The following is a 21,653-nucleotide window of genomic DNA, read 5'->3' on the forward strand; positions in this document are numbered from 1 at the left end:
GTGAATAGAACATCAATTCAAATAATGTGTTGTTTCAGTGTTTCCAGCATCCCATCAGCACTGTATTTACGTGCTATTTCTGGCTGTATTTTTATAGGCTTAGTGAGCAAAAATTGCTTGAGCTCTTGCTGGTTATTTCCGTTGTAAAAGAAATTACGGGAGGGATGATAAAAGTCCTGATTTTTTATTTCAGGATTATTGGTGATGAGTTGTTTATTAAACACCAATGCTTCTATTGCCCTGAGTGTTAACCCTTTTTGGTCAGGTTTGTTTATTTCAAGAACAAATTTTGACTGGCTTAGTTTGTTAATGTTTTCCTGGTAGTCTATTTTTTTATTTATACAATTTAGTGGGTAATTAATATTATTATTATACTTGTCCATTAAATAAAAATCAGTAGTACAATTACACTCTGCCAGTACAGGGGTGATTTCATTGATAAGATTAGCTCTTTCAATCTGGTAGCCACCTACATAGAAGCAGCGATTTTCAACATTATTATTTTTATCATTTATTGATTGAATTTGTTGCCAGGTGAAAGGTAGGAATTGTTTAATATAAGTCAGATCATAGTTTTTACTGTCTTCAGGATCAAAACTAAAAATCACATCAAAAACAGGTCTCACTGTTTCAATGTAGTCCTGATCTTCTGCGAGCTGCCCCAGTTTTCTGCGTTTATTAGTCAGTGCTTCTACCGAGTCGCGCAAAATCAATATTTTTTTACATTGCATGGTTTTCACATAATCCAGGAAAGGAAATACGCTGTATCCATTGCAGACGATAACATCATTTTTTTGCGGTTTTGACAGCCGAATAGCACAGTGTATTTTTTTGTGCATGCTTTTTAAATATTGGCCAGGAAGAAGGTTGTTCAGTGATTTGAATCGTCTCATTATGCGATTGATTTGGAATACCGGATTGTTATCCGCCAGAGAATCAAGCATCATTTTTTCAAAATCATTAACCCATTCCAGAAAGAAAAAACGCATAGAATCATCGCCATCAAATAAATAAAACCTTATTTTACAGCGATTATCAAAGAACTTAAAGAAGGGGCATAAATGGTAAGTTTATGCCCCTTCTTTATCGTTGTATTCACTCTTGTTCTGCTGCAATAACTTCTGTTTGTGAAATTCGCAAACTATTAAGCGCCTTCCTCGCACAGCCCAACACATGCTCACACTGCTCAATAGTGATAGTCAGGGGTGGCTCAACTCGAATGGTTTTCGAATTGTTGAGCGTCCCGGCGACCAGCACCTGCTGGCGGAACATAACACTGGCAAAGTTATAGCCGATTTCGTTGTCGCTAAACTCGATGGCAATCAACAAACCTTGTCCACGCGCATCGACAACCAGTTCCGGGAACTCACGTTTCAGGGCCTGGAAGCCATCCACTAACAGTTGTCCTTTTTGTTGTGCCTGGGCAGGAAGGTTTTGCTCAAGCAGAACATGGATTGTGGCTATCGCTGCCGCGCAGGCCAGCGGGTTACCACCAAAGGTAGTGGTGTGCAGGAAAGGATTATCAAACAGCACAGAGAATACTTCTTCTGTCGCAACGGTCGCACCAATCGGCATTACACCGCCGCCGAGTGCTTTGGCGAGGCATAAAATGTCAGGCTGTACGTTTTCATGTTCGCAGGCGAACATTTTACCCGTACGTCCCATACCGGTTTGCACTTCATCGAAAATAAGCAGTGCGCCAAATTCATCACACACCTTACGAACTGCGGGTAAATACCCGACAGGTGGGATAATCACACCGCCTTCACCTTGAATAGGTTCAAGGATAACGGCCGCGACATCATCACCGGTTTTACGGCATTCGCTCAACATTGTGCGTAACGCGTCGATATTGCCAAACGGTACATGCCTGAAGCCTGGAAGTAACGGCATGAACGGTTTACGGAAAGCGGCTTTTGCCGTGGCTGATAATGCCCCGAGAGATTTGCCATGAAACGCGCCAGTGGCGGCGATAAAGGTAAATTTCCCACGTGGGGATTGATAGGCTTTGGCGAGTTTAATTGCCGCTTCAACCGATTCTGTACCGCTGTTGCTAAAGAAGCTGTACTTGAGTTTACCCGGAGTGAGTGTCGCAAGCGTTTTGGCAAGCATCGCCCGTAAAGGGTCGAGCAACTCCTGACTGTGCAGGGGTTGTTTTTCGAGCTGATGCTGTACGGCGGATACCACTGTTGGATTACGGTGCCCCACGTTAAAAATGCCGAACCCACCCAGACAGTCTAAATATTCCTTACCCTGGGTGTCGACAAGCGTATTTAAACTGTTCGCTTGCCACTCTACGGCTCCGTAATCCCCGCCGGCGGTCACTGATTTGCGATATTCAAGAAAACCCGGATTCACATGCTGCTGGAAGTTATCGATAACCTCTCGGTTTAACGCCTTCATCTCCTCATGACTTAGTGACTTTTTTTCGATGATGTTGAGAGCGTGCGCTGTGCAGGCAAGAGCCGAAGCGCTAGTAGGTAACCTGTTCAAAATGTGCTCCTGGGGATGACGTATCACGCGATACACAAAATAAGTATTGCAGGGAATACGCCACTTCGTAGTCCATAAGCGAAATCAGGATAAACGACAGGCGAAACGCGGGATGTGCAATAATTAATCATACTTGCTGACATTTTGCGCATTTATCTTCTGCACTTTGGCACTTTCCCAGGGGAAAGAATGAGAAATCTGCACCATCAGTGTGCAGCGTGTTTCACCATAGAGCAGTTAAACTGCGCGATGATATTTGCGGGTATTAATCATTTGCATTAATGCGGAAAAGCCATAGGTTATTTAGAATAATAATGAGCAATTAATGCTTTCTGTAAAGAAGGATAAATTAACCCGTAACGATTTGAATTTAGTTTAATATATACTTTACAGGTCATTATTTCACTTCGCTATGTTATCTCTTATGGGGTGATTATTAATTTTATTGAAGTTATGTAAACTGGATGTGGTATGACAATTAATATTAACGATCTCGACTACTCACTCTCTGAACTTAATATTGCGACTAAAGACCATTATGACTGGGCTGGGGAATTGCTGCGCTTGAGCCTGTTGGGTGGCGAAGGAAGTCGCGATATTATGGACATAACCTCCCACCATCACTGCCGGTTCAGCAAGTGGCTGGCTTTGCGTCTTACAGGGGAAGCGTTAGACCATCAAATGATACTGGGTATCGACCAGCATCATATTGAAATGCACGATATTGCCAGAGAATTAATGTTATCTATTATTTCCAAAACCGTCTCGGAAGAACTTGTTTCACAATATCATCAGGCGCAGCGAGTTTTTATTAATAGTCTGGATAATTATAAAGAATATCTTGTTAGCTATCGTAATTTACATGACGCTTTAACCGGTTTGCCGCTGCGCCATTTGTTATATCAGGAATATCCTTTAATACTGACTCGCTGTGAGCGAATGAATCACAATCTGTATGTCCTTATCATGGACATTGACCGCTTTAAATCCATTAACGACACCTGGGGCCATAACGCCGGGGATGACGTTTTGCGTAGTGTAGCGCTCACGCTTAAATCCGCCACTCGTAAAGCCGAGCGTATTTATCGCTTTGGCGGTGAAGAATTCGTGATTTTGCTGGAAGCGGCAAGCGATGAAGATGCGCAGACAGCAGCGGAACGTATGCGTGAGCATCTTGAAACGCACGTGATTATGGTCGACGAGCAGGTAATCAACGTCACCGTCACTGGCGGGTTGACCAAAGTCGGCGCCAGCGATTCACTACACAGTTCCATTGGGCGAGCCGACAAGGCGATGTACTACGGCAAGAATACCGGGCGTAACCGCTGCATTATGTCTACAGCCACAGAAGAAATGATCGCGTTCGGCTAAGGGTTATGCAGCGTTCATCCGATGTTCTCCCCGCACAAGGGCGGCACGGTTGAATTCACGTTCGATGACGCCGCCTGCCATATAAGCCGCCCTGTCTGACATATGCGCAATCACATCGGCATCATGGCTGACGAGTAGGTAAGTCATATCAAACTGCTGCTTAAGGCGGTTGAGCAGATTGAGAATTTCTGCCTGCACAGACATATCCAGTGCGGACGTTGGCTCATCAAGCAGCAGAATTTTAGGACGCAGAAGCAGTGCACGGGCAATGGCTACACGCTGACGCTGCCCGCCGGAAAGCTGATGTGGATAACGTTTCATGGCATCAGTTGGTAGTCCGACCTGAAGCAAAGCCTCTTCTACCCGGACGGCAATTTGCGCCTCTCCATGAAGAGTTAACGGCTCGGCCAGCGTTCGATAAATCGTATGGTTGGGATGCAAAGACGCGTACGGATCCTGAAACACCATTTGCACGTTGCGGCGCAAATCACCCTGAAAGCGTACGCCGGGTTTGATTGTTCCATCCAGCAGTTTTATGCCACCCTGCCACTCACGCTGCAACCCCGCAAGCACACGCAAAATGGTGGATTTACCACAGCCTGATGCGCCAATTAAGCTAAATGTTTCCCCCGAATTTATCGATAAACTGGCGTCGCGCACGGCGGTTTTGACTTGGCCTTTTGCGCTAAATTGCACGCACAGGTTGCTGACTTCAACTATCGCCATGGTTTTCTCCTTGCAGATTCTGGCTGCGGTCCAACGTCGGTAGCATCATGCCGTAAGTCGCGGCGTTGGGGCGACATGTCCATAGCGTGCGGGTATAGGGATGCGTTGCTGTTTCCAGTTGGCTGGCTGCCATTTCATCCACTTTTTGCCCCTGATACATCACGAGGACACGCTGGCAGTGTTGTGCAACAAGTGGGAGATCGTGACTGATGAGTAACATGGCCATTTGGCGCTGTTCGCATTGTTCTACCAGCAGTTCCAGAATCTGGTTACGCAAGCGGGCATCCAGGGCAGAAGTGGGTTCGTCGGCAATGAGAACTTTAGGATTGTTAACCAGCGCAATGGCGATCATCACACGTTGCCCCATACCGCCAGAAAGTTCTGCCGGGTAGCCAGGCAGCACATTTTCTTGCAATCCTACAGCGTTGATAACTTCGTGGATTCGCTCTCGCCGCTGCGCTGTGGACAGTTTTTGATGCAAGCGCAACGCCTCGTCAATCTGCTGAGCTACGCTTTTTACCGGATTGAGCGCGTAGCGTGGATCTTGCAACACCATTGCAATTTCATTACCGCGAAGGCGTTGCCAGTCGCGGTTGTGCAAAGTAAGCAGATCGTTACCCAGAACATTGAGTTGAGTCGCGCTCACTTTACCGGGTTTACGCACCAGCCCCATCAGCGCCCGGGCAGTCATGGATTTACCTGAGCCAGATTCGCCGACTAGCGCCAGCCTTTCGTTACCCAGCGTAAACGACAGATTTTCCACTACGCGTGCACCCGGGTAATCAATGTTTAACCCACGGACTTCAATTAGATTCTCAGTCATGGCTCGGTTCCAGAACGTCGCGTAATCCATCACCCAGTAAGTTAAACGCCAGGCTGCTGATAAGAATGGCGGTACCGGGAATCGCTGCAATCCACCATTGATCGAAAATAACCTGCATGCCGTCAGCGATCATCGATCCCCATTCCGACATCGGCGGCCTTGCACCAAGCCCGAGGAAGCCAAGCCCGGCTGCGGCCAGAATAATCCCTGCCAGATCAAGCGCCAGGCGCACAATCGCTGAAGGTAAACACAGTGGCAGAATATGGCCTGCCAACAGACGTGGGCCACGAATACCCATCATTTCGGCGGCAGCTAGATAATCACTGTGACGGAGGCGTTGGATCTCGCTGCGGGACTGCCTCGCATATGCGGGCCAGGTCGTCAGCGCCAACGCCAGTGCACCGTTGATAAGCCCTGGGCCGAGCATCGCAACAAAGGCAAATGCCAGAATCAGGCGTGGCATAGACATCATAACGTCGGTAAAACGCATGAGTACACGTTCCAGCCAACCTCCGTAATAGCCGGAAAGAATACCGATTAGCAATCCAACAGGCAGTGTAATGACCGTCACCAGCAACACCAGGCCGAGAGCCGGGCGCGAGCCATAAATCAGACGTGAGAGTAAATCGCGACCATAGCTATCAGTCCCCAACCAGTGTTGAGCATTAGGTGCTTGCAGACGTGCAGCGGCGTCTTGCCAGTTCGGATCGAACGGCGCCAGCAATGGGGCAAATACGGCAACCAGCACCAGTAACGTAATAATCACCAGGCCGCAGAGTGCTGCAGGCGATCGCAAAGTGCGGCGAAAAAAGAGATAAGACGGCATTAATGCACCCTCGGATCGGTGGCTCGCACCAGCACGTCAGTCAGATTATTGATAATGACAAACGACACGCCAATGAGCAGAGTGCCGCCCATAATCGCGGTAGTGTCCCCGGCGAACAGCGCTGTAGTGAGGTAACGGCCAATTCCCGGCCAGGAAAAGACGGTCTCAGTCAGTACCGCACCTTCCAGCATGCCGGTGTAGGCCAGAGCAATCACTGTGAACAGTGTGCCGCGGATGTTGGGCAGCACATGGCGCACCAGAATTGTCATCTCCCCGGCACCCTTGGCGCGCGCAAGCGTAATGTATTCTTTGTTCATTTCGCTCAGACAAGCGGTGCGCGTCAATCGCGTGATACTCGCCAGCGAGTAATAAGCGAGCAGCAACACGGGGAGCGCGAGATGGTTGATAGCGTTCAGGAACGCGGCGCGGTCACCGGAAAGCCACGTATCGATGAGCACAAAACCGGTTTTAGCTTCCACGCTGTATTGATAAATATCGTCCAGACGCCCAGGTCCGGCACTCCATTGCAGGCGCGCATAAAACAACGCCAGCATCAGTAAACCAAGCCAAAAGATGGGTACGGAGTTGCCGAGCAGAGTGAAAGTACGCACTGCCAAATCCCAGGGAGAGCCTGCGAATCGAGCGCAAAGCACGCCAAAAATCACCCCCAGAACGCTACCAATAATTAATGCGAGGGTGGCGAGTTCTAGCGTCGCCGGGAAAGCAGAGAGCAAATCTTGCAGCACGGGCTGGCCAGTGGCACTGGCAGTGCCTAGATCGCCATGTGCGAGATTCGTCAGGTAATGCCAGAACTGAACGGGCAGGGGATTATCCAAACCAAGCTGGTGGCGGACCTGATCGTAAGTAGCCTGGCTTGCGTGGTCGCCAACGATTTGCAACACACGATCGACAGGTGAAAGCGCCGACAGGGCAAAGGTGATTAGCAGCAGGCCGATAAGGGTAAGCGCCAGGGTAAACAGTCCCTGCACTAGCGCCAGCAAAGGGCGGCGTAACCGACTCGTGGCCGAAAGAGTGGAGATGTCTGACATGTGGACTCTTTATTGGTGTTGGAGAAAGCCACCCTCGCCACGGTTTTCTCCAAAGAGAATGCCGTAGCGCGGGTGTCCCATACGGGTTATTTGCTCACGCGATCGTAATACACCATATCCGCATTCAAACCTTGCTGATAGCCCTTCACATTCTCACGCACCACGACCTGGGTTTTGCCTTGATCAACAAACACATATGGTGAGTTGTGCTGCACCTCTTCCTGTATTTTTTTATACAGCTCCAGGCGCTTAGCCGGGTCAGCTTCTGCTACAGCGGCAAGAGTTTGCTTGTTCAGCTCTGGGATTTGCCAGCCGTTCAAACCTGCAACCGTGCTCGCTTTGCCATCGTTATAGGCAAAGGCGCTGGCGTTGGAATGGGCGTCAAAATAATCCGGGATCCACAGACGGATCGCAGCCTGATGCTGTTTGGCACGAACGCGTGCGTAGACCTGGCTGCCCGCAGCAGGCAGAAGATCTATCTTCACGCCGCCCTGAGCAAAACTTGCCTGCATAGATTGAGCGATTGTGATGAAAGGAGGTTTGTTTTCCACATCCAGCGTGAAGTGCGCATCTTTGATACCCGCTTTTGCGAGGATCTCTTGCGCTTTGGCTGGGTCAAATTTGAATGGATTGTTGCCCAACGCCCCTGCAAAACCAACCGGCAGGAAGCTCTGGTGGATAAAATACTGGCCTTTCAACAGGTCTTTGGTGATGCCTTCATAATCCACCAGGTAACGTGCGGCTTCCCACAGGGCTGGGTTTTTCAGCAGTGGATTGGCATTGTTACCAGCGTTGAACACCATGTAATTCTGCTCGGCAGAAGGGATGCTCAGCACTTTCACGCCAGGTTTGCCTTCCAGTGCGCTGGTTTGGTCCGCACCCAGATCGCGGGCAATATCTGCATCACCTTGCTGAATCAGCAAGCGGCGAGCTGCCGGATCTGGCACGTTTTTAATGATGATGTTTTTAACTTTAGGTGCGTCACCTGGAGACGTTGGGTTAGCGTCCAGCACAATCGCCTGATGTGGCTGGTAAACACGCATCTTGAATGGGCCACTGCCCGCAGAGTGCATTTTCAGCCACTCGTTACCGAAATCACCGGCTTTGGCATTAGGCGCAACTGCTTTTTCATCCACGATAGAAGCAATTGGCGTGGAGAGAATATTCAGTGCTACCGCCGGACTGACGTCTGCCGTCCAGTGCAATTCCAGCGTATGTTCGTCTACTTTCTTCAGTTGGCTGGCGATGTTATCCGGCTGCCAGCCAAGCACGTTAAGAATAAAAGCTGGGGACTTATTGAGCGTTACGGCTCGTATATAAGAGAAAATAACGTCTTCCGGGCGCAGCGGATTCCCGGAGGAGAATTTGGCATCCGGGCGCAGTTTGATGGTCAATTTTTTATTGGCAGCGTCGCCCTGCCAGCTTTTGGCCAGCACAGGAACAACTTTTGCTGGGTTATCACGGTCGGCCTGAACCAGGCGTTGATAGAGGCTTGGCACAGTTTGAATGCTGGAAAGTTCGTTAGCTTCAGCAGGATCAAGGCTGACGATATCGTCCAGGCCTTGGGCAACAATCAACGTATTTGGTGGTGTGGCGGCAAAGCTGCTTGCGGAGATTGCAGCCAGCAGTAGTAATGGCAGTACTTTTCTTTGCATGTGGCACCCTGCTTAAAAGGAAGAGTTTTTATGAGTTGTTATTCTCTGACCTGAATACGGTAGGTGAGTTATGACTATTCACAAAGTCCAAAAGATACTTTGCTTATAAATATTAGGTATATCCAATTACTTTCGGGAATGATGCTTGTGCCAGAAATAAAAACGCCGGACATTTGCCCGGCGTTTAGTCATTTAAAAATGCTATTCGTTAATACGTGGATGCTGAAGCACCAGATTGGTACGCTTCGCCTGTAATTCTTCAATCTCTCGATCAATATCTTCAATTTTCTGCTCGATATTATCGTGATGTTCCTGAACAATTTCACGCGCTTCGGCAATGTCTGACGCTGCAGGAGTTGCCCCTTTCAGCGGCTGATTCGCCGTTTCCTTCATTGTCAGTCCGGTAACCAGGCCGATAGCGGCAACCACCATCAGATAATAGGCTGGCATCATCAGGTTTTCGGTCGTCTCGACTAACCATGCAGCAAGTGTTGGTGTAATACCTGCAACCAGTACCGAGATATTAAAGGCACTTGCCAGCGCACTATAACGAATATGCGTCGGGAACATAGCTGGAAGGGTGGAAGCCATGACTCCGGTATAGGAGTTAAGAATGACAGCCAGAATCAGCAGCCCGGCGAATATCAGTGCCAGCACATTACTGTTAATTAAAATAAAGGCCGGAATAGCCAGAAGGAGTAATGCCACGCTGCCGAAGATGATAAACGGACGGCGGCCATAACGGTCACTCAACAAGCCAATGACCGGCTGCACAAACAGCATCCCGATCATAATGGCGATGATAATCAGTACACCATGTTCTTCAGAATAATGCAGGTTATGAGAGAGGTAACTCGGCATATATGTGAGCAACATATAGTAGGTCACGTTGGTAGAAATAACGATGCCGATACAGGTCAACAGGCTGCGCCAGTGTTTAGTCGCAATCTCTTTAAAGGAGATTTTTGGCCCTTCCGTCAGACCTTCTTTATCGCCTTGCTCAAGTTTTTCAATATGCTGCTGGAACGCCGGTGTTTCTTCAAGAGCATGACGCAGATACAGACCGATAATGCCCAATGGCAACGCCAGGAAGAACGGCAGACGCCAGCCCCATTCGAGGAAGTTATCTTCACCGACGATAGCCGTAATCAGCACAACTATGCCTGCACCACAGACAAACCCGGCAATGGAACCGAAGTCCAGCCAACTGCCCATAAATCCGCGTTTACGGTCCGGTGAGTATTCCGCAACGAAGATTGAAGCACCGGTGTATTCACCACCCACTGAGAACCCTTGCGCCATTTTCGCAAGTAACAACAGGATTGGCGCCCAGATACCGATAGTCGCGTACGACGGAATCAGGCCAATACAGAAGGTACTCAATGACATAATGATAATAGTGATGGACAGGATTTTCTGGCGGCCATACTTATCGCCCAGCATGCCAAAGAACAGGCCGCCTAACGGACGAATCAGGAAGGGAACAGAGAAGGTACCCAGTGCGGCAATCATCTGCACGCTTGGGCTGGCATCCGGGAAGAAGACCTTACCAAGAGCGTAGGCAACAAAGCCATAGACACCGAAATCAAACCATTCCATTGCGTTGCCCAGAGAGGCTGCTGTGATGGCTTTTTTAAGACGGCTATCGTCGATAATCGTAACGTCACTGACCTTGATAGGTCTGACTTTCTTTTTCCTTTTTAACATTACTATCCTCTTTTTCCTGGAGGGAGCGAAACGTCTCCCGAACTAAGTGTAGTGGGCTGGTTACAATTTGGAGGTCAAAACGCCAGCACTTAGCGAAACTATGATAAAACAATTAATAACTATATGAAATTACTGGTAAATGTAGCTCGCCACCAAATCATTATAAAAGTTATGGCTAAATTAAAAAAGTGTGATCGCCATCAAGTTTAACCGCTAAAGTAAATCTTTGCAGCGCCGAAATAACAACATAACTAAAAATATTAACAATTGGATAACCTGCCCAAAGGAGTTGCTATGACTGCGCGCACGGCTGCTACACAGCATGAATACCTGCTTGATGACGACACGACATTGATGTCCACAACCGATTTAAAAAGCACTATCACCCATGCGAACGATGCGTTCGTTAAAGTGAGTGGCTACCAGCTTCATGAGCTTACGGGTCGCCCACACAATCTGGTGCGCCACCCGGATATGCCAAAAGCGGCCTTTGCAGACATGTGGTACACCCTGCAAAAGGGCGAGCCGTGGACGGGTATCGTTAAAAACCAGCGCAAAAATGGCGATCATTATTGGGTGCGGGCCAATGTTGTACCGGTGGTACGTAATGGCAAAACCACCGGTTATATGTCGATTCGTACTAAAGCGATGCCCGAGGAAATTGCCGCTGTTGAGTCGCGGTACAAGGCGCTAAGAGAAGGACGTTGTAAACGTCGCTTGTTTAAAGGGTTGGTATTGCGAAAAGGCTGGTTGGGGAAATTACCCGCCTTACCGCTGCGCTGGCGCATTCGCATGATTATGAGCGGTGTATTTTTGCTGATGATGGTTGCCTCTGTCGCGCTAGAACAAGGTGCGGCTTACTTGCTAATGAGTGCATTGGGGAGTGTGTTGGCCGGTATTTTGTTGGAATGGCAAATTGCGCGCCCTCTGGAAAATGTTGCACGCCAGGCGCTGGAAGTTGCCACTGGAAATCAACAGCGTGTGCAGCATATTGAGCGTACTGACGAAATCGGCATGACGTTGCGGGCTATCGGCCAATTAGGATTAATGTGCCGCTGGTTGATTCATGATGTCAGCCATCAGGTCGAAAACGTCCGCAGCGGCAGTGAGACGCTGGCGCAGGGCAATGTTGAACTGAATGAACGGACGCGTCAGTCGCTGGCTAATGTGCAGCAAACTGTCACTACCATGAGCCAGATGGCGGCGTCGGTGCAGAACAACTCTGAAACAGCTGCTGCCGCAGACAAACTTTCCAGCTCTGCGAGTGCTGCCGCAGCACACGGTGGCAAGTCGATGGAAATTGTCGTGACCACCATGGATGACATTGCTGACAGTACCCAACGTATCGGCTCTATTACCAGCCTAATCAATGATATTGCCTTCCAGACCAATATTCTGGCACTTAACGCAGCCGTTGAAGCTGCGCGGGCTGGAGAGCAGGGCAAAGGATTTGCGGTAGTGGCCGGTGAGGTGCGAAACCTGGCGCAACGCAGTGCGACTGCCGCCAATGATATCCGCAAGTTGATTGATGCCAGTGCCAGTAAAGTGCAGTCCGGCACGATACAGGTTCACGAAGCGGGACGCACCATGAATGACATTGTCGAGCAAGTACGCAACGTCACTCAACTACTTGGACAAATCAGCCATGCCACCTCGGAACAGGCGGAAGGGCTATCTGATTTGACTCGCGCGGTAGCCGAACTGGACGCGATTACGCAAAAAAATGCGGCATTAGTCGAAGAAAGTGCAGAAGTGTCTGCCATGGTAAAACATCGGGCGACGCGTCTGGAAGATGCTGTGACGGTTTTGCATTAAGTTTTTATTTTGCCGGATGTCGCTGCGCTAATCCGACCTACTAAACCAGTCAAACCGTAGGGTGGATTAGCGTAGCGACATCCACCAATTTGAAGTGCTCCCCATTTATAAGGCACATATTTCACCGCGCACCGACGAATTATTAGCTAGTCTGGGACAGATTGACCGTTTATTCACGACCCTAATTTATGGAGAGAATTATGACGCAGTCGTCCCAAACTAACCGCCGCTTTGTACTGGCGAAGCGCCCGCAGGGCATGCCGACGAATCAAGACATCGTTCTTGAACAAACCCCTGTACCGCAACCTGCAGCAGGCCAGTTGCTGCTGCGAACGCTCTATTTATCTCTTGACCCGTATATGCGTGGGCGCATGGATGATGCCCAGTCCTATACGCCTGGGTTGGCTATTGGCGATGTGATTGGTGCAGGCACGGTTTGCCGTGTTGAGAAATCTGAACATGCAGATTACAAAGTGGGTGACCTGGTTTTGGCATATACCGGCTGGCAGGATTATGCGCTCTCCAACGGTGAAGATTTGCAGAAACTGGATGCGAATATGCAGCATCCTTCCTATGCGCTCGGTTTGCTTGGTATGCCAGGTTTCACCGGATATATGGGATTGACCGATATTGGTAACCCGCAAGCGGGAGAAACCGTGGTTGTCGCGGCGGCCAGTGGTGCCGTGGGTTCAGTTGTTGGGCAAGTGGCGAAACTGCTTGGTGCGAAAGTCGTCGGTATCGCGGGTGGTGCGGACAAATGCCGCTATGTCACCGACACGTTGAAATTCGATGCGTGTCTTGACCACAAAGCCCCTGATTTTGCCGAGCAGCTGAAAAAAGCTTGTTCCAAAGGTATTGATGTCTATTTTGAAAACGTCGGTGGTGCGGTGTTTGACGCAGTTTTGCCGCTGCTGAACACCAAAGCGCGTATTCCGGTGTGCGGTGTAATTAGCCAGTACAACGGCATGAATAGCGCGTTTGAACAGGACAGATTACCATTACTGATGGGCACGATTTTGAAAAAACGCCTGCGCGTACAAGGTTTTATTATCTCGCAAGATTATAGCGACCATTACCCTGAATTCTTTAAACAGATGAGCCAGTGGCTGGCGGAAGGGAAAATCCAGTTCCGTGAAGATATTGTCGATGGCCTGGAAAACAGTGTTGAAGCGTTTCGTGGTTTGCTGGTCGGCAAGAACTTTGGCAAGCTGATTATCAAGGTTGCTGAGTAATTTATGGCGCGGCGCACATGCGCCGCTCTTCGTGTTATTTAAAAGGCCCATCAACCACTGAATTTCTTATCAATAAATCCGATGTAAAAACATTTTCTTGCGACAAATACCCACCGTCCAGCATGGATATTAAGCGGCTGATGACTTCGCTTATCATATCGCTAACCGGATCTTTGATACTGGCTAAAGCGGGTGAAAGATAAGGTGCAATAGGAATATTATCGAAACCAATTATCGATATTTCGCCAGGTATGGAAATCCCTTCATCGTTTAATTTTTTCATCGCACCAATTGCCATTTCATCATTACTGGCGAGGATCGCGCTGACTTTTTCTTTGCGTAAAAGCAGTAACTCAACGGCAGCAACTCCGCTGGCTGGCGTCCATTTCCCTTGCACGATAAGGTTTTCATTTATGCTGATATCGTATTGATTTAATGCTTCTTTGTATCCTGATAAGCGTTCAATAGCGGTAGGGGAATCCATCGAGCCAGTAATAAAGGCAATATCGCGATGCCCGCGTTCAATAAGATGTTTTGTTGCGAGGAAACTCGAACCTTTATGGTCACAACAAATACAGTGGCTTTGGTGTTTTCTTAATTTTCTGTTCACCACCATAATTGGCTGCTTATGCTTTTCGATAATCTGATCCATTTCATCAATGGTCAAAAAGCGCGGATAAATAATCACCGCATCACAACGTAAATCCAGCAAGAACTGAATGGCTTCCTGCTCTTCTTGCGCACTGTGTTTACCGTCCACCAGAATAAGCTGGCGACCGTTGTCTTCTAATTTCTTCGCCGCCTGAGACAATATTTCACTAAAGTAATTGCCGTGATAAAGGGTGTTGGTGACCACCAAACCGATGCATTCTGATTTATTGGTCGCCAGGTTGCGCGCCAGTAAATTTGGCCGGTACCCCGCCTCCTCAATGGCTCTATAAACCTGTTCTTTTGTGGCTTCGCTGACATAACCCTTGCCGGATAAAACACGTGAAACAGTAGCTTTTGAGACACCGGCTTTGTTTGCCACTTCTAGCATTGTCGACATGGGAGCTTCCAGGCTTTTTTGAATGCGCCCATTTTACACATTCCCGCTCGACAAAATACTGCCCGGAAAGTGTTTCAGATGGCCTCAATGGCAACCTGATGGTGATAGTCATCACAAAATTAACAATATGTAAAATTAGTATTTGATCTGTTTGTTTTGCCTGGTCAATCTAATGTGGAACCGGTTACCTATTTCTCTGGCCCCTACAAGTTGGCACGATGTTACCGGATAAAACATTCATAACATTATGAATTTAAATAATAAAATCATAACAGAGCGAGCGGTAACTCATGGCTAAGAATTATGCAGCAGTCTCTCAGTCGATAGTCGATGCAATTGGCGGCGCAGAGAATGTAGGTGCGGTAACACACTGCATGACACGCTTGCGGTTCGTATTAAATGACGGAAGCGTGGTGGATACCGCGAAACTCAAAGCCATCAAAGGTGTATTGGGTGTGGTTCGCAGTGAAAATCAGTGTCAGGTGATTATCGGTAACACAGTTTCCCAGGCTTATGCTGAAGTGCTAAAGCTGTTACCGGAAGGTATGCAGCCGGTAGTTCCTGCGTCTGGTAAAAATAAAATTACCCTGAAACGTATTGGTGCCGGGATCCTCGATGCGCTGATTGGCACCATGTCACCTTTGATCCCCGCGATTATTGGTGGATCGATGGTAAAACTTCTCGCCATGATTCTGGATATGACGGGGATCTTTGGTAAAGGATCTTCAACGCTCATCATCCTTAATGTGATTGGCGACGGCGCATTTTTCTTCCTGCCGGTGATGGTTGCAGCGTCGGCGGCGGTAAAATTCAAAACCAATATGTCATTGGCGATAGCCATCGCCGGTGTGCTGGTTCACCCAAACTTTGTTGACCTGATGGCGAAAGCTGCACAAGGCCAACCGGTTGAATTTATGGGTATGTCGGTCACTGCGGTGAAATATACTTACACCGTTATCCCGGCACTGTGCATGACCTGGCTGCTGTCTTACATCGAAAGATGGGTTGATCGCATCACGCCTGCGGTGACAAAAAACTTCCTCAAACCAATGCTAATTGTGCTTATCTCCGCGCCAATTGCCATCATGCTGATTGGCCCGTTGGGTATTTGGATTGGTACTGGCATTTCTTCACTGGTCTACACCATTCATCACTACCTGGGTTGGTTGTCTGTCGCCATTATGGGCGCATTGTGGCCGTTGCTGGTAATGACCGGGATGCACCGTGTATTTACCCCGTCGATTATTCAAACCATTGCTGAAACAGGTAAAGAAGGCATGGTTATGCCTTCAGAAATCGGCGCCAACTTGTCGTTGGGTGGCTCATCTCTGGCGGTGGCGTGGAAAACGAAAAACCCTGAACTGCGCCAGACAGCGCTTGCTGCTGCTGCATCGGCGATTGTGGCGGGGATTTCTGAACCTGCGCTTTATGGTGTTGCGGTACGTTTGAAACGCCCACTGATTGCGGCATTGATCAGCGGTTTTGTCTGTGGTGCTGTTGCCGGAATCGGCGGGTTGGCGAGCCATTCAATGGCTTCTCCTGGCTTGTTCACCAGCGTGCAATTCTTTGACCCAGCGAACCCAATGAGCATCGTGTGGGTGATTGGCGTGATGATTCTGGCCGTGGTGCTCTCTTTCGTCCTGACATTGTTACTGGGCTTTGAAGATATCCCGGTAGAACAAAGTAACGAAAAACCACAGACCGACACCGTTGCTGCACCGCAACAAGCTGTAAACGCTAACTAATTAAAAAGAGGAACCTCATGTCAGTATCAACTTTTCCAGATGATTTTTTATGGGGCGGTGCAATAGCGGCGAACCAGGCTGAAGGCGCGTATCTTGAAGGGGGTAAAGGACTTACCACGGTTGATACTATCCCGCACGGCAAAGACCGTATGTCGGTAAAACTTGGTCTCGAGAAGCGCTTTAGTTTGCGTGATGACGAATATTATCCGAGCCATGTGGGTATCGATTTTTATCATCGCTACAAAGAAGATATCGCGCTAATGGCGGAGATGGGCTTCACCGTTTTCCGTACCTCAATTGCCTGGAGCCGCATTTATCCTAATGGCGATGAATTAATGCCGAATGCGGAAGGCATCGCTTTTTACCGTGACATGTTCGCTGAATGCAATAAATATGGTATCGAGCCGCTGGTCACGCTGTGCCACTTTGATGTACCGATGTATCTGGTGAAGGAATATGGTTCGTGGCGTAACCGCAAAATGGTTGAGTTCTTCACCCGCTACGCACGCACCTGCTTTGAAGCGTTCGATGGGTTGGTGAAATACTGGCTCACCTTTAACGAAATCAACATTTTGCTGCACAGCCCATACTCTGGTGCAGGCCTGGTATTCGAAGAAGGCGATAATAAAGAACAAGTTAAGTACCAGGCAACACACCACGAATTGCTGGCCAGCGCGTTGGCGACGAAAATCGCTCACGAAGTTAATCCAAATAATCAGGTGGGATGTATGTTGGCCGGGGGGAATTTCTACCCGTACTCCTGTAAACCTGAAGATGTGTGGGCCGCGCTGGAAAAAGATCGCGAAAACCTGTTCTTTATTGATGTGCAGGCACGTGGCGCGTATCCGTCGTACACCAAACGCGTGTTCCGCGAGAAAGGCATTACGCTCGAAACACAGCCCGGTGACGATGAAATTCTTAAGAATACCGTCGATTTTGTCTCGTTCAGTTACTACGCTTCACGTTGCGCTTCGGCCGATATGAACGAGCAAAATAGCAATGCGGCGAACATCGTTAAATCGCTGAAAAACCCGCATATTAAAGCGAGTGAGTGGGGGTGGGGCATTGACCCGCTTGGTCTGCGTATCACCATGAACATGATGTACGACCGCTACCAGAAACCGCTGTTCCTGGTGGAAAACGGCCTGGGTGCAAAAGACGAAATTAATGAGTTGGGCGAAATCAACGATGACTACCGTATCAGCTATTTGCGCGAGCACATCAAAGCGATGGCTGACGCAATCGACGACGGTATTCCGGTTATTGGCTACACCTCATGGGGCTGCATTGATTTGGTTTCGGCATCGACTGGCGAAATGAGCAAGCGCTACGGTTTTGTCTACGTTGACCGTGATGATCAGGGCAACGGTACGCTTTCCCGCACGCGCAAAAAATCGTTTTACTGGTACAAAAAAGTGATCGCCAGCAATGGCTCTGATTTGAGCTAACTTGTGAATCATGCGGTCTGGTTTGAAAGCTGGACCGCACTACACCCGTTCTACACCCGCACGACCATCTCTAGCGCATCGCTATCTTGCAACCAATCACGCGTGCTAATTCTCAGCATTTCCATAAAGGTATGTCCGGCGGTTGAGAGCCTGGCAATACTCGGGCACAAAATGCCAACGCAACTGGCGGGAAGCACTTCGCGTAGCACCAGAGGGCGCAGGTTGGTGCTGTAATCAGGAAAGCGCAGACGTACCGATGTCCACATGCTCACCATTTCGGTTTGCTCCATCATGTGCGCCATAATCCATGGTGATGAACAGTGGATGATGTTTTGTGGTAGCGGCAAATTATAGCGGCGAAAAACTTGCCCAAGAATTGAGTGTTCACCGGGCTCATCCCAATCGAGCCAAGGGTAATCCATTAAATTTTTCAAAGAGGTAGTGTGCGTAACGGGATGTTGGCTCCCGGCGATCACTGTGTTGCTCAGGGCGTACAGCGTTTCGTAATACATACCATTTGGCACAGCATTGCTGGCGGTGGTTATCACGGCAATATCCAACCGTTGGTTTTCCAGCGCATCATGGAGTTGCTGCGGCCGGCCTTCCATCACAATGAGTTTTACGCCGGGATAGCGTTCCTGGAACTGAATTAGCGTATGAGTAAATGGTCCGTAGGACGCAGCTGACGTAAATCCCACCCGTAACTGACGCATTGCTTTGCCGAGCAGAGTGTCGATTTCGTCTCGCGCCTGGTGTAAAGAGCGGTCGATATCGCGCGCGTGGCGCAACAAAACTTGCCCATACTCATTTAACGTTACGCCGCGTGATGAGCGTTGCAGAATCGGCATGCCGATTTCCGCTTCCATCTCCTGAATGGTTTTAGAAATGGCGGGTTGTGTGATGTGTAGCGCTTTCGCCGCTTTGCCAATACTGCCCTGTGCCGCCACTTCTAACAAAATATCTAACTGATTTAGTTTGATTTTCATTTTTCCATCCCGACTGCGTTGCCGTTGTGGTGCAAAAATTGCCCTCTCACAATACAAATAAGATAACCAAAGGCATAACTAATTTTTATGATTGTAATGTTCTTTTTTTATGCAGATAGTAAATAAACCTACATTTTGTTTACATCTGAGCAACAAAAAAAGGACGTGAGCATGAAACAGCGTGTCAACTATGCCCCAGGGGATGCCGGGATGTCAGTCTCGCTGACCTATGATGCGCCGTTGGTCCCGGAGCGTACCAACCTGAAATCGTTGGTAGCGGTCACTCTCGGCAATGGCCTCGAGATATATGATTTTGCGGTTTACAGCTTTTTCTCAGTGATCATTGGTCATCTATTTTTCCCAAGCTCTAATGATTACACCTCACTGTTGCTGGCAGTGGCGACCTTCGGAGTGGGATTTGTGATGCGTCCACTCGGCAGCATGGTATTAGGAAATTATGCCGACAAACACGGACGCAAAGCGGCCATGACACTGATCCTCACTTTGATGTCTTTGGGCGTGATGATGGTAGCTTTTGCGCCGACTTATCATCAGGCTGGGATTCTTGCACCTATCGTGCTGGTGGCCGGGCGTATGCTGCAGGGTTTTTCTGCGGGCGGTGAAGTGGGCGCTGCGACGTCATGGTTGATGGAAGCGGGGGATAAATCTCGTCGCGGTGCACGAGTGAGTTGGCAAATGACCAGCCAGGGTGGCGCGGCATTATTTGGTGCGGCAATGGGGGCCGGGTTAACTCACGTTCTCAGTGAACAACAACTCTATGATTGGGGTTGGCGTATACCCTTTATTGTTGGACTGGCGATTATGCCGATTGGCGTCTATATCCGCCGCCAGCTAACTGAAACGCATACCGTGGCACCCACCGTTGCTGCCGTAAGCCCGACGTTGACCTTATGGCGTGAACATCGCCGCGCTTTGCTGCTGGGCATTTTGTTGGTGATGAAAGGCACCACCACCTTTTACATCATCATTTATTACATGCCTGCTTATATGGTTAATACGCTGCATATGCCGGCGAGCACGTCATGGTGGGTGAGTTTGACGGCTGCGGCATTAACGCTGTTAGTACCGTTTTTCGGCGGCAAGCTGGCGGATAAGTTGCCGCAACGTAAACCGATATTAATCGCCTGCGCACTGGGATCGTTTGTGCTGATTTGGCCGATCTTTGCCACCATTTTGCATGGTGCCCCGATGGGGGTCACTTTGCTGCTGATTGCATTTGATCAGATCCTCGCGAATATCAGTTCGGCGGCATTTTTCCTGCTGATCCTCGAAGCGTTTCCCAAGGCGGTTCGTGCCTCCGGAATGGCAATGGTTTATGCCATTGGCGTTACGCTGTTTGGTGGGTTCGCGCAATTAATCGTGACCTGGTTACTGAAAGTGACCGGGCAGCCAATGGCTCCGGCCTGGTATTTAATGTTCTGTGCCGTCGTCACTTTTGCCGCTTTACTGGCCTGGAATGAACGCAAAACTTTCTCTGATGAATAACAAGGAATATCCCAATGCTGATTAAAGAAATTCTTGAGAGTGAAGACGAAATGATCGCTATTCGTCGCGATTTCCATCAACACCCTGAACTCGGATTTGAAGAGTTTCGCACAAGCGATCGTATTGCAGAATTGCTGACGGGTTGGGGCTATGAAGTCCATCGCGGTTTAGGTGGTACAGGTGTAGTAGGGACGTTAAAAGTAGGAAGCGGTGGCAAGCGTTTAGGGATCCGCGCGGATATGGACGCATTGCCGATGCAAGAGCAAACAGGGCTGCCGTGGGCGAGTGCTGTGGAAGGGAAAATGCATGCCTGCGGGCACGATGGACACTGCGCTATTTTGCTGTCAGCCGCGCGATACCTGGCAAAGCATCGTCCGTTCAACGGTACGCTACATCTGATTTTTCAACCGTCAGAAGAATCCATTGGCGGTGCCAAACGGATGATTGATGATGGCCTATTCAAGTTATTCCCGTGTGATGCCGTATTTGGGCTGCACAATTTCCCATTGCTCCCGGCGGGTGAAATTGCGACGAAACCCGGTGCTCTGATGGCTTCATCAGATAGCATGACGATCACGCTCGAAGGCAAGGGTGGCCACGGATCGATGCCGGAGCATTGTATTGATCCCACCGTTGCTGGGGCGTCGATCGTCATGGCATTGCAGACCATTGTGTCACGTAATATCGATCCGCAAGATTCTGCGGTAGTCACTGTTGGGAGCCTGCAAAGTGGCACCACGCATAACATCATTCCACACAGTGCGATACTCAAGCTGAACATGCGTACTTTTAAATCTGAGGTGCGTGATGCGGTGAAACAGCGCATTCAGAAATTGGTACATGCTCAGGCGGAAAGCTTTGGGGTGAAAGCATCGATCGTCGTGGATTTTGGTTATCCAGTGACGGTGAACGATCCGCAGCAAACCGAGTTTGCTATGCAAGTTGCGCGTGAGGTTTTTGGCTCCGATAACGTGGCTGATCCAACACAGGTGAAAAGTGCGATGGGTAGCGAGGACTTTTCGTTCATGCTGGAGGAAGTACCTGGCTGTTACCTGTGGCTGGGTACGGCGACGGGCAAGAATGATTACTCCGTACACCATCCTCTGTATCAGTTTAACGATGCCTGTATTTCCAGTGGCGCGACCTATTGGGCCAAACTGACAGAGTCATTTTTACGCTGATATTAAACCGCTCACCTCGCATAAAACGGGGTGAGCGGTGCC

At 49.1% G+C, this 21,653-nt stretch carries 17 protein-coding genes; 7 read left to right on the forward strand and 10 right to left on the reverse strand.

What is annotated here, in order from left to right:
* Nucleotides 1–17: 17 nt before the first annotated feature.
* Both FH968_RS12465 and ygjG read right to left on the reverse strand, forming a co-directional pair.
* Nucleotides 18–989: a hypothetical protein gene (locus tag FH968_RS12465; RefSeq protein ID WP_139879936.1), complete on the reverse strand. Its 972-nt coding sequence runs from the start codon at nt 987–989 to the stop codon at nt 18–20.
* 106 nt (nt 990–1,095) lie between these two features.
* A complete protein-coding gene (gene ygjG / locus FH968_RS12470; RefSeq protein WP_223271318.1) occupies nt 1,096–2,493 on the reverse strand; it encodes a putrescine aminotransferase in 1,398 nt (465 codons plus the stop codon).
* A 471-nt stretch (nt 2,494–2,964) separates the two neighbouring features.
* Between ygjG and FH968_RS12475 the strand changes: the two genes are divergently transcribed.
* The gene (locus FH968_RS12475) at nt 2,965–3,864 is read left to right on the forward strand and encodes a diguanylate cyclase (RefSeq protein ID WP_139879940.1); all 900 of its coding nucleotides are present in this window, start codon (nt 2,965–2,967) and stop codon (nt 3,862–3,864) included.
* A 3-nt stretch (nt 3,865–3,867) separates the two neighbouring features.
* On the opposite strand, the gene FH968_RS12480 is transcribed toward FH968_RS12475, so the two are convergent.
* The 6 genes from FH968_RS12480 to proP all read right to left on the reverse strand — a co-directional run bounded on the left by FH968_RS12480 (nt 3,868) and on the right by proP (nt 10,650).
* Nucleotides 3,868–4,590, reverse strand: coding sequence for an ABC transporter ATP-binding protein (locus tag FH968_RS12480; RefSeq protein WP_139879942.1), 723 nt, complete (start codon nt 4,588–4,590; stop codon nt 3,868–3,870).
* Complete coding sequence (locus tag FH968_RS12485) at nt 4,577–5,413, reverse strand: ABC transporter ATP-binding protein (RefSeq protein WP_139879944.1); 837 nt, start codon at nt 5,411–5,413, stop codon at nt 4,577–4,579. The genes FH968_RS12480 and FH968_RS12485 overlap by 14 nt, the downstream gene beginning before the upstream one ends.
* Nucleotides 5,406–6,239 (reverse strand): ABC transporter permease, encoded by an 834-nt coding sequence (locus FH968_RS12490; protein ID WP_139879946.1) that lies wholly within the window; start codon nt 6,237–6,239, stop codon nt 5,406–5,408. Before FH968_RS12490 ends, FH968_RS12485 begins: the two co-directional genes overlap by 8 nt.
* A complete protein-coding gene (locus tag FH968_RS12495) occupies nt 6,239–7,288 on the reverse strand; it encodes an ABC transporter permease (protein WP_139879948.1) in 1,050 nt (349 codons plus the stop codon). The genes FH968_RS12490 and FH968_RS12495 overlap by 1 nt, the downstream gene beginning before the upstream one ends.
* Nucleotides 7,289–7,374: 86 nt before the next feature.
* Nucleotides 7,375–8,943 carry an ABC transporter substrate-binding protein gene (locus tag FH968_RS12500; RefSeq protein WP_139879951.1) on the reverse strand — a complete coding sequence of 523 codons (1,569 nt, stop codon included), beginning with the start codon at nt 8,941–8,943 and terminating at the stop codon, nt 7,375–7,377.
* A 201-nt stretch (nt 8,944–9,144) separates the two neighbouring features.
* Nucleotides 9,145–10,650, reverse strand: a complete 1,506-nt coding sequence (gene proP / locus FH968_RS12505; RefSeq protein ID WP_139879953.1) for a glycine betaine/L-proline transporter ProP — start codon at nt 10,648–10,650, stop codon at nt 9,145–9,147.
* A gap of 294 nt (nt 10,651–10,944) precedes the next feature.
* On the opposite strand from proP, the gene FH968_RS12510 reads away from it, so the two are divergent.
* Complete coding sequence (locus FH968_RS12510; RefSeq protein WP_139879954.1) at nt 10,945–12,465, forward strand: PAS domain-containing methyl-accepting chemotaxis protein; 1,521 nt, start codon at nt 10,945–10,947, stop codon at nt 12,463–12,465.
* A gap of 200 nt (nt 12,466–12,665) precedes the next feature.
* On the forward strand, nt 12,666–13,697 hold the full coding sequence (locus FH968_RS12515; protein ID WP_139879955.1) for an NADP-dependent oxidoreductase: 1,032 nt from the start codon (nt 12,666–12,668) through the stop codon (nt 13,695–13,697).
* Nucleotides 13,698–13,731: 34 nt separating this feature from the next.
* Here the strand turns inward: FH968_RS12515 and FH968_RS12520 are convergent, their stop codons facing one another.
* Complete coding sequence (locus FH968_RS12520) at nt 13,732–14,745, reverse strand: LacI family DNA-binding transcriptional regulator (RefSeq protein WP_139879957.1); 1,014 nt, start codon at nt 14,743–14,745, stop codon at nt 13,732–13,734.
* Between the two features lie 290 nt (nt 14,746–15,035).
* Here FH968_RS12520 and ascF point away from each other — a divergent pair, with 290 nt between their 5' ends.
* Both ascF and FH968_RS12530 read left to right on the forward strand, forming a co-directional pair.
* Nucleotides 15,036–16,490, forward strand: coding sequence for a PTS cellobiose/arbutin/salicin transporter subunit IIBC (gene ascF / locus FH968_RS12525; protein WP_139879959.1), 1,455 nt, complete (start codon nt 15,036–15,038; stop codon nt 16,488–16,490).
* Nucleotides 16,491–16,507: 17 nt separating this feature from the next.
* Nucleotides 16,508–17,938, forward strand: coding sequence for a 6-phospho-beta-glucosidase (locus FH968_RS12530; protein WP_139879962.1), 1,431 nt, complete (start codon nt 16,508–16,510; stop codon nt 17,936–17,938).
* Between the two features lie 50 nt (nt 17,939–17,988).
* Here the strand turns inward: FH968_RS12530 and FH968_RS12535 are convergent, their stop codons facing one another.
* Nucleotides 17,989–18,924, reverse strand: a complete 936-nt coding sequence (locus tag FH968_RS12535; RefSeq protein WP_139879964.1) for a LysR family transcriptional regulator — start codon at nt 18,922–18,924, stop codon at nt 17,989–17,991.
* Between the two features lie 171 nt (nt 18,925–19,095).
* On the opposite strand from FH968_RS12535, the gene FH968_RS12540 reads away from it, so the two are divergent.
* Together FH968_RS12540 and FH968_RS12545 are read left to right on the forward strand one after the other, a co-directional pair.
* Nucleotides 19,096–20,430: an MFS transporter gene (locus tag FH968_RS12540; protein ID WP_139879967.1), complete on the forward strand. Its 1,335-nt coding sequence runs from the start codon at nt 19,096–19,098 to the stop codon at nt 20,428–20,430.
* A gap of 14 nt (nt 20,431–20,444) precedes the next feature.
* Nucleotides 20,445–21,611, forward strand: a complete 1,167-nt coding sequence (locus FH968_RS12545; protein ID WP_139879969.1) for a M20 aminoacylase family protein — start codon at nt 20,445–20,447, stop codon at nt 21,609–21,611.
* The last annotated feature ends 42 nt before the right edge of the window (nt 21,612–21,653 follow it).

This window comes from Buttiauxella sp. B2 (assembly GCF_006376615.1).
In the GTDB taxonomy this organism is placed as follows: domain Bacteria; phylum Pseudomonadota; class Gammaproteobacteria; order Enterobacterales; family Enterobacteriaceae; genus Buttiauxella.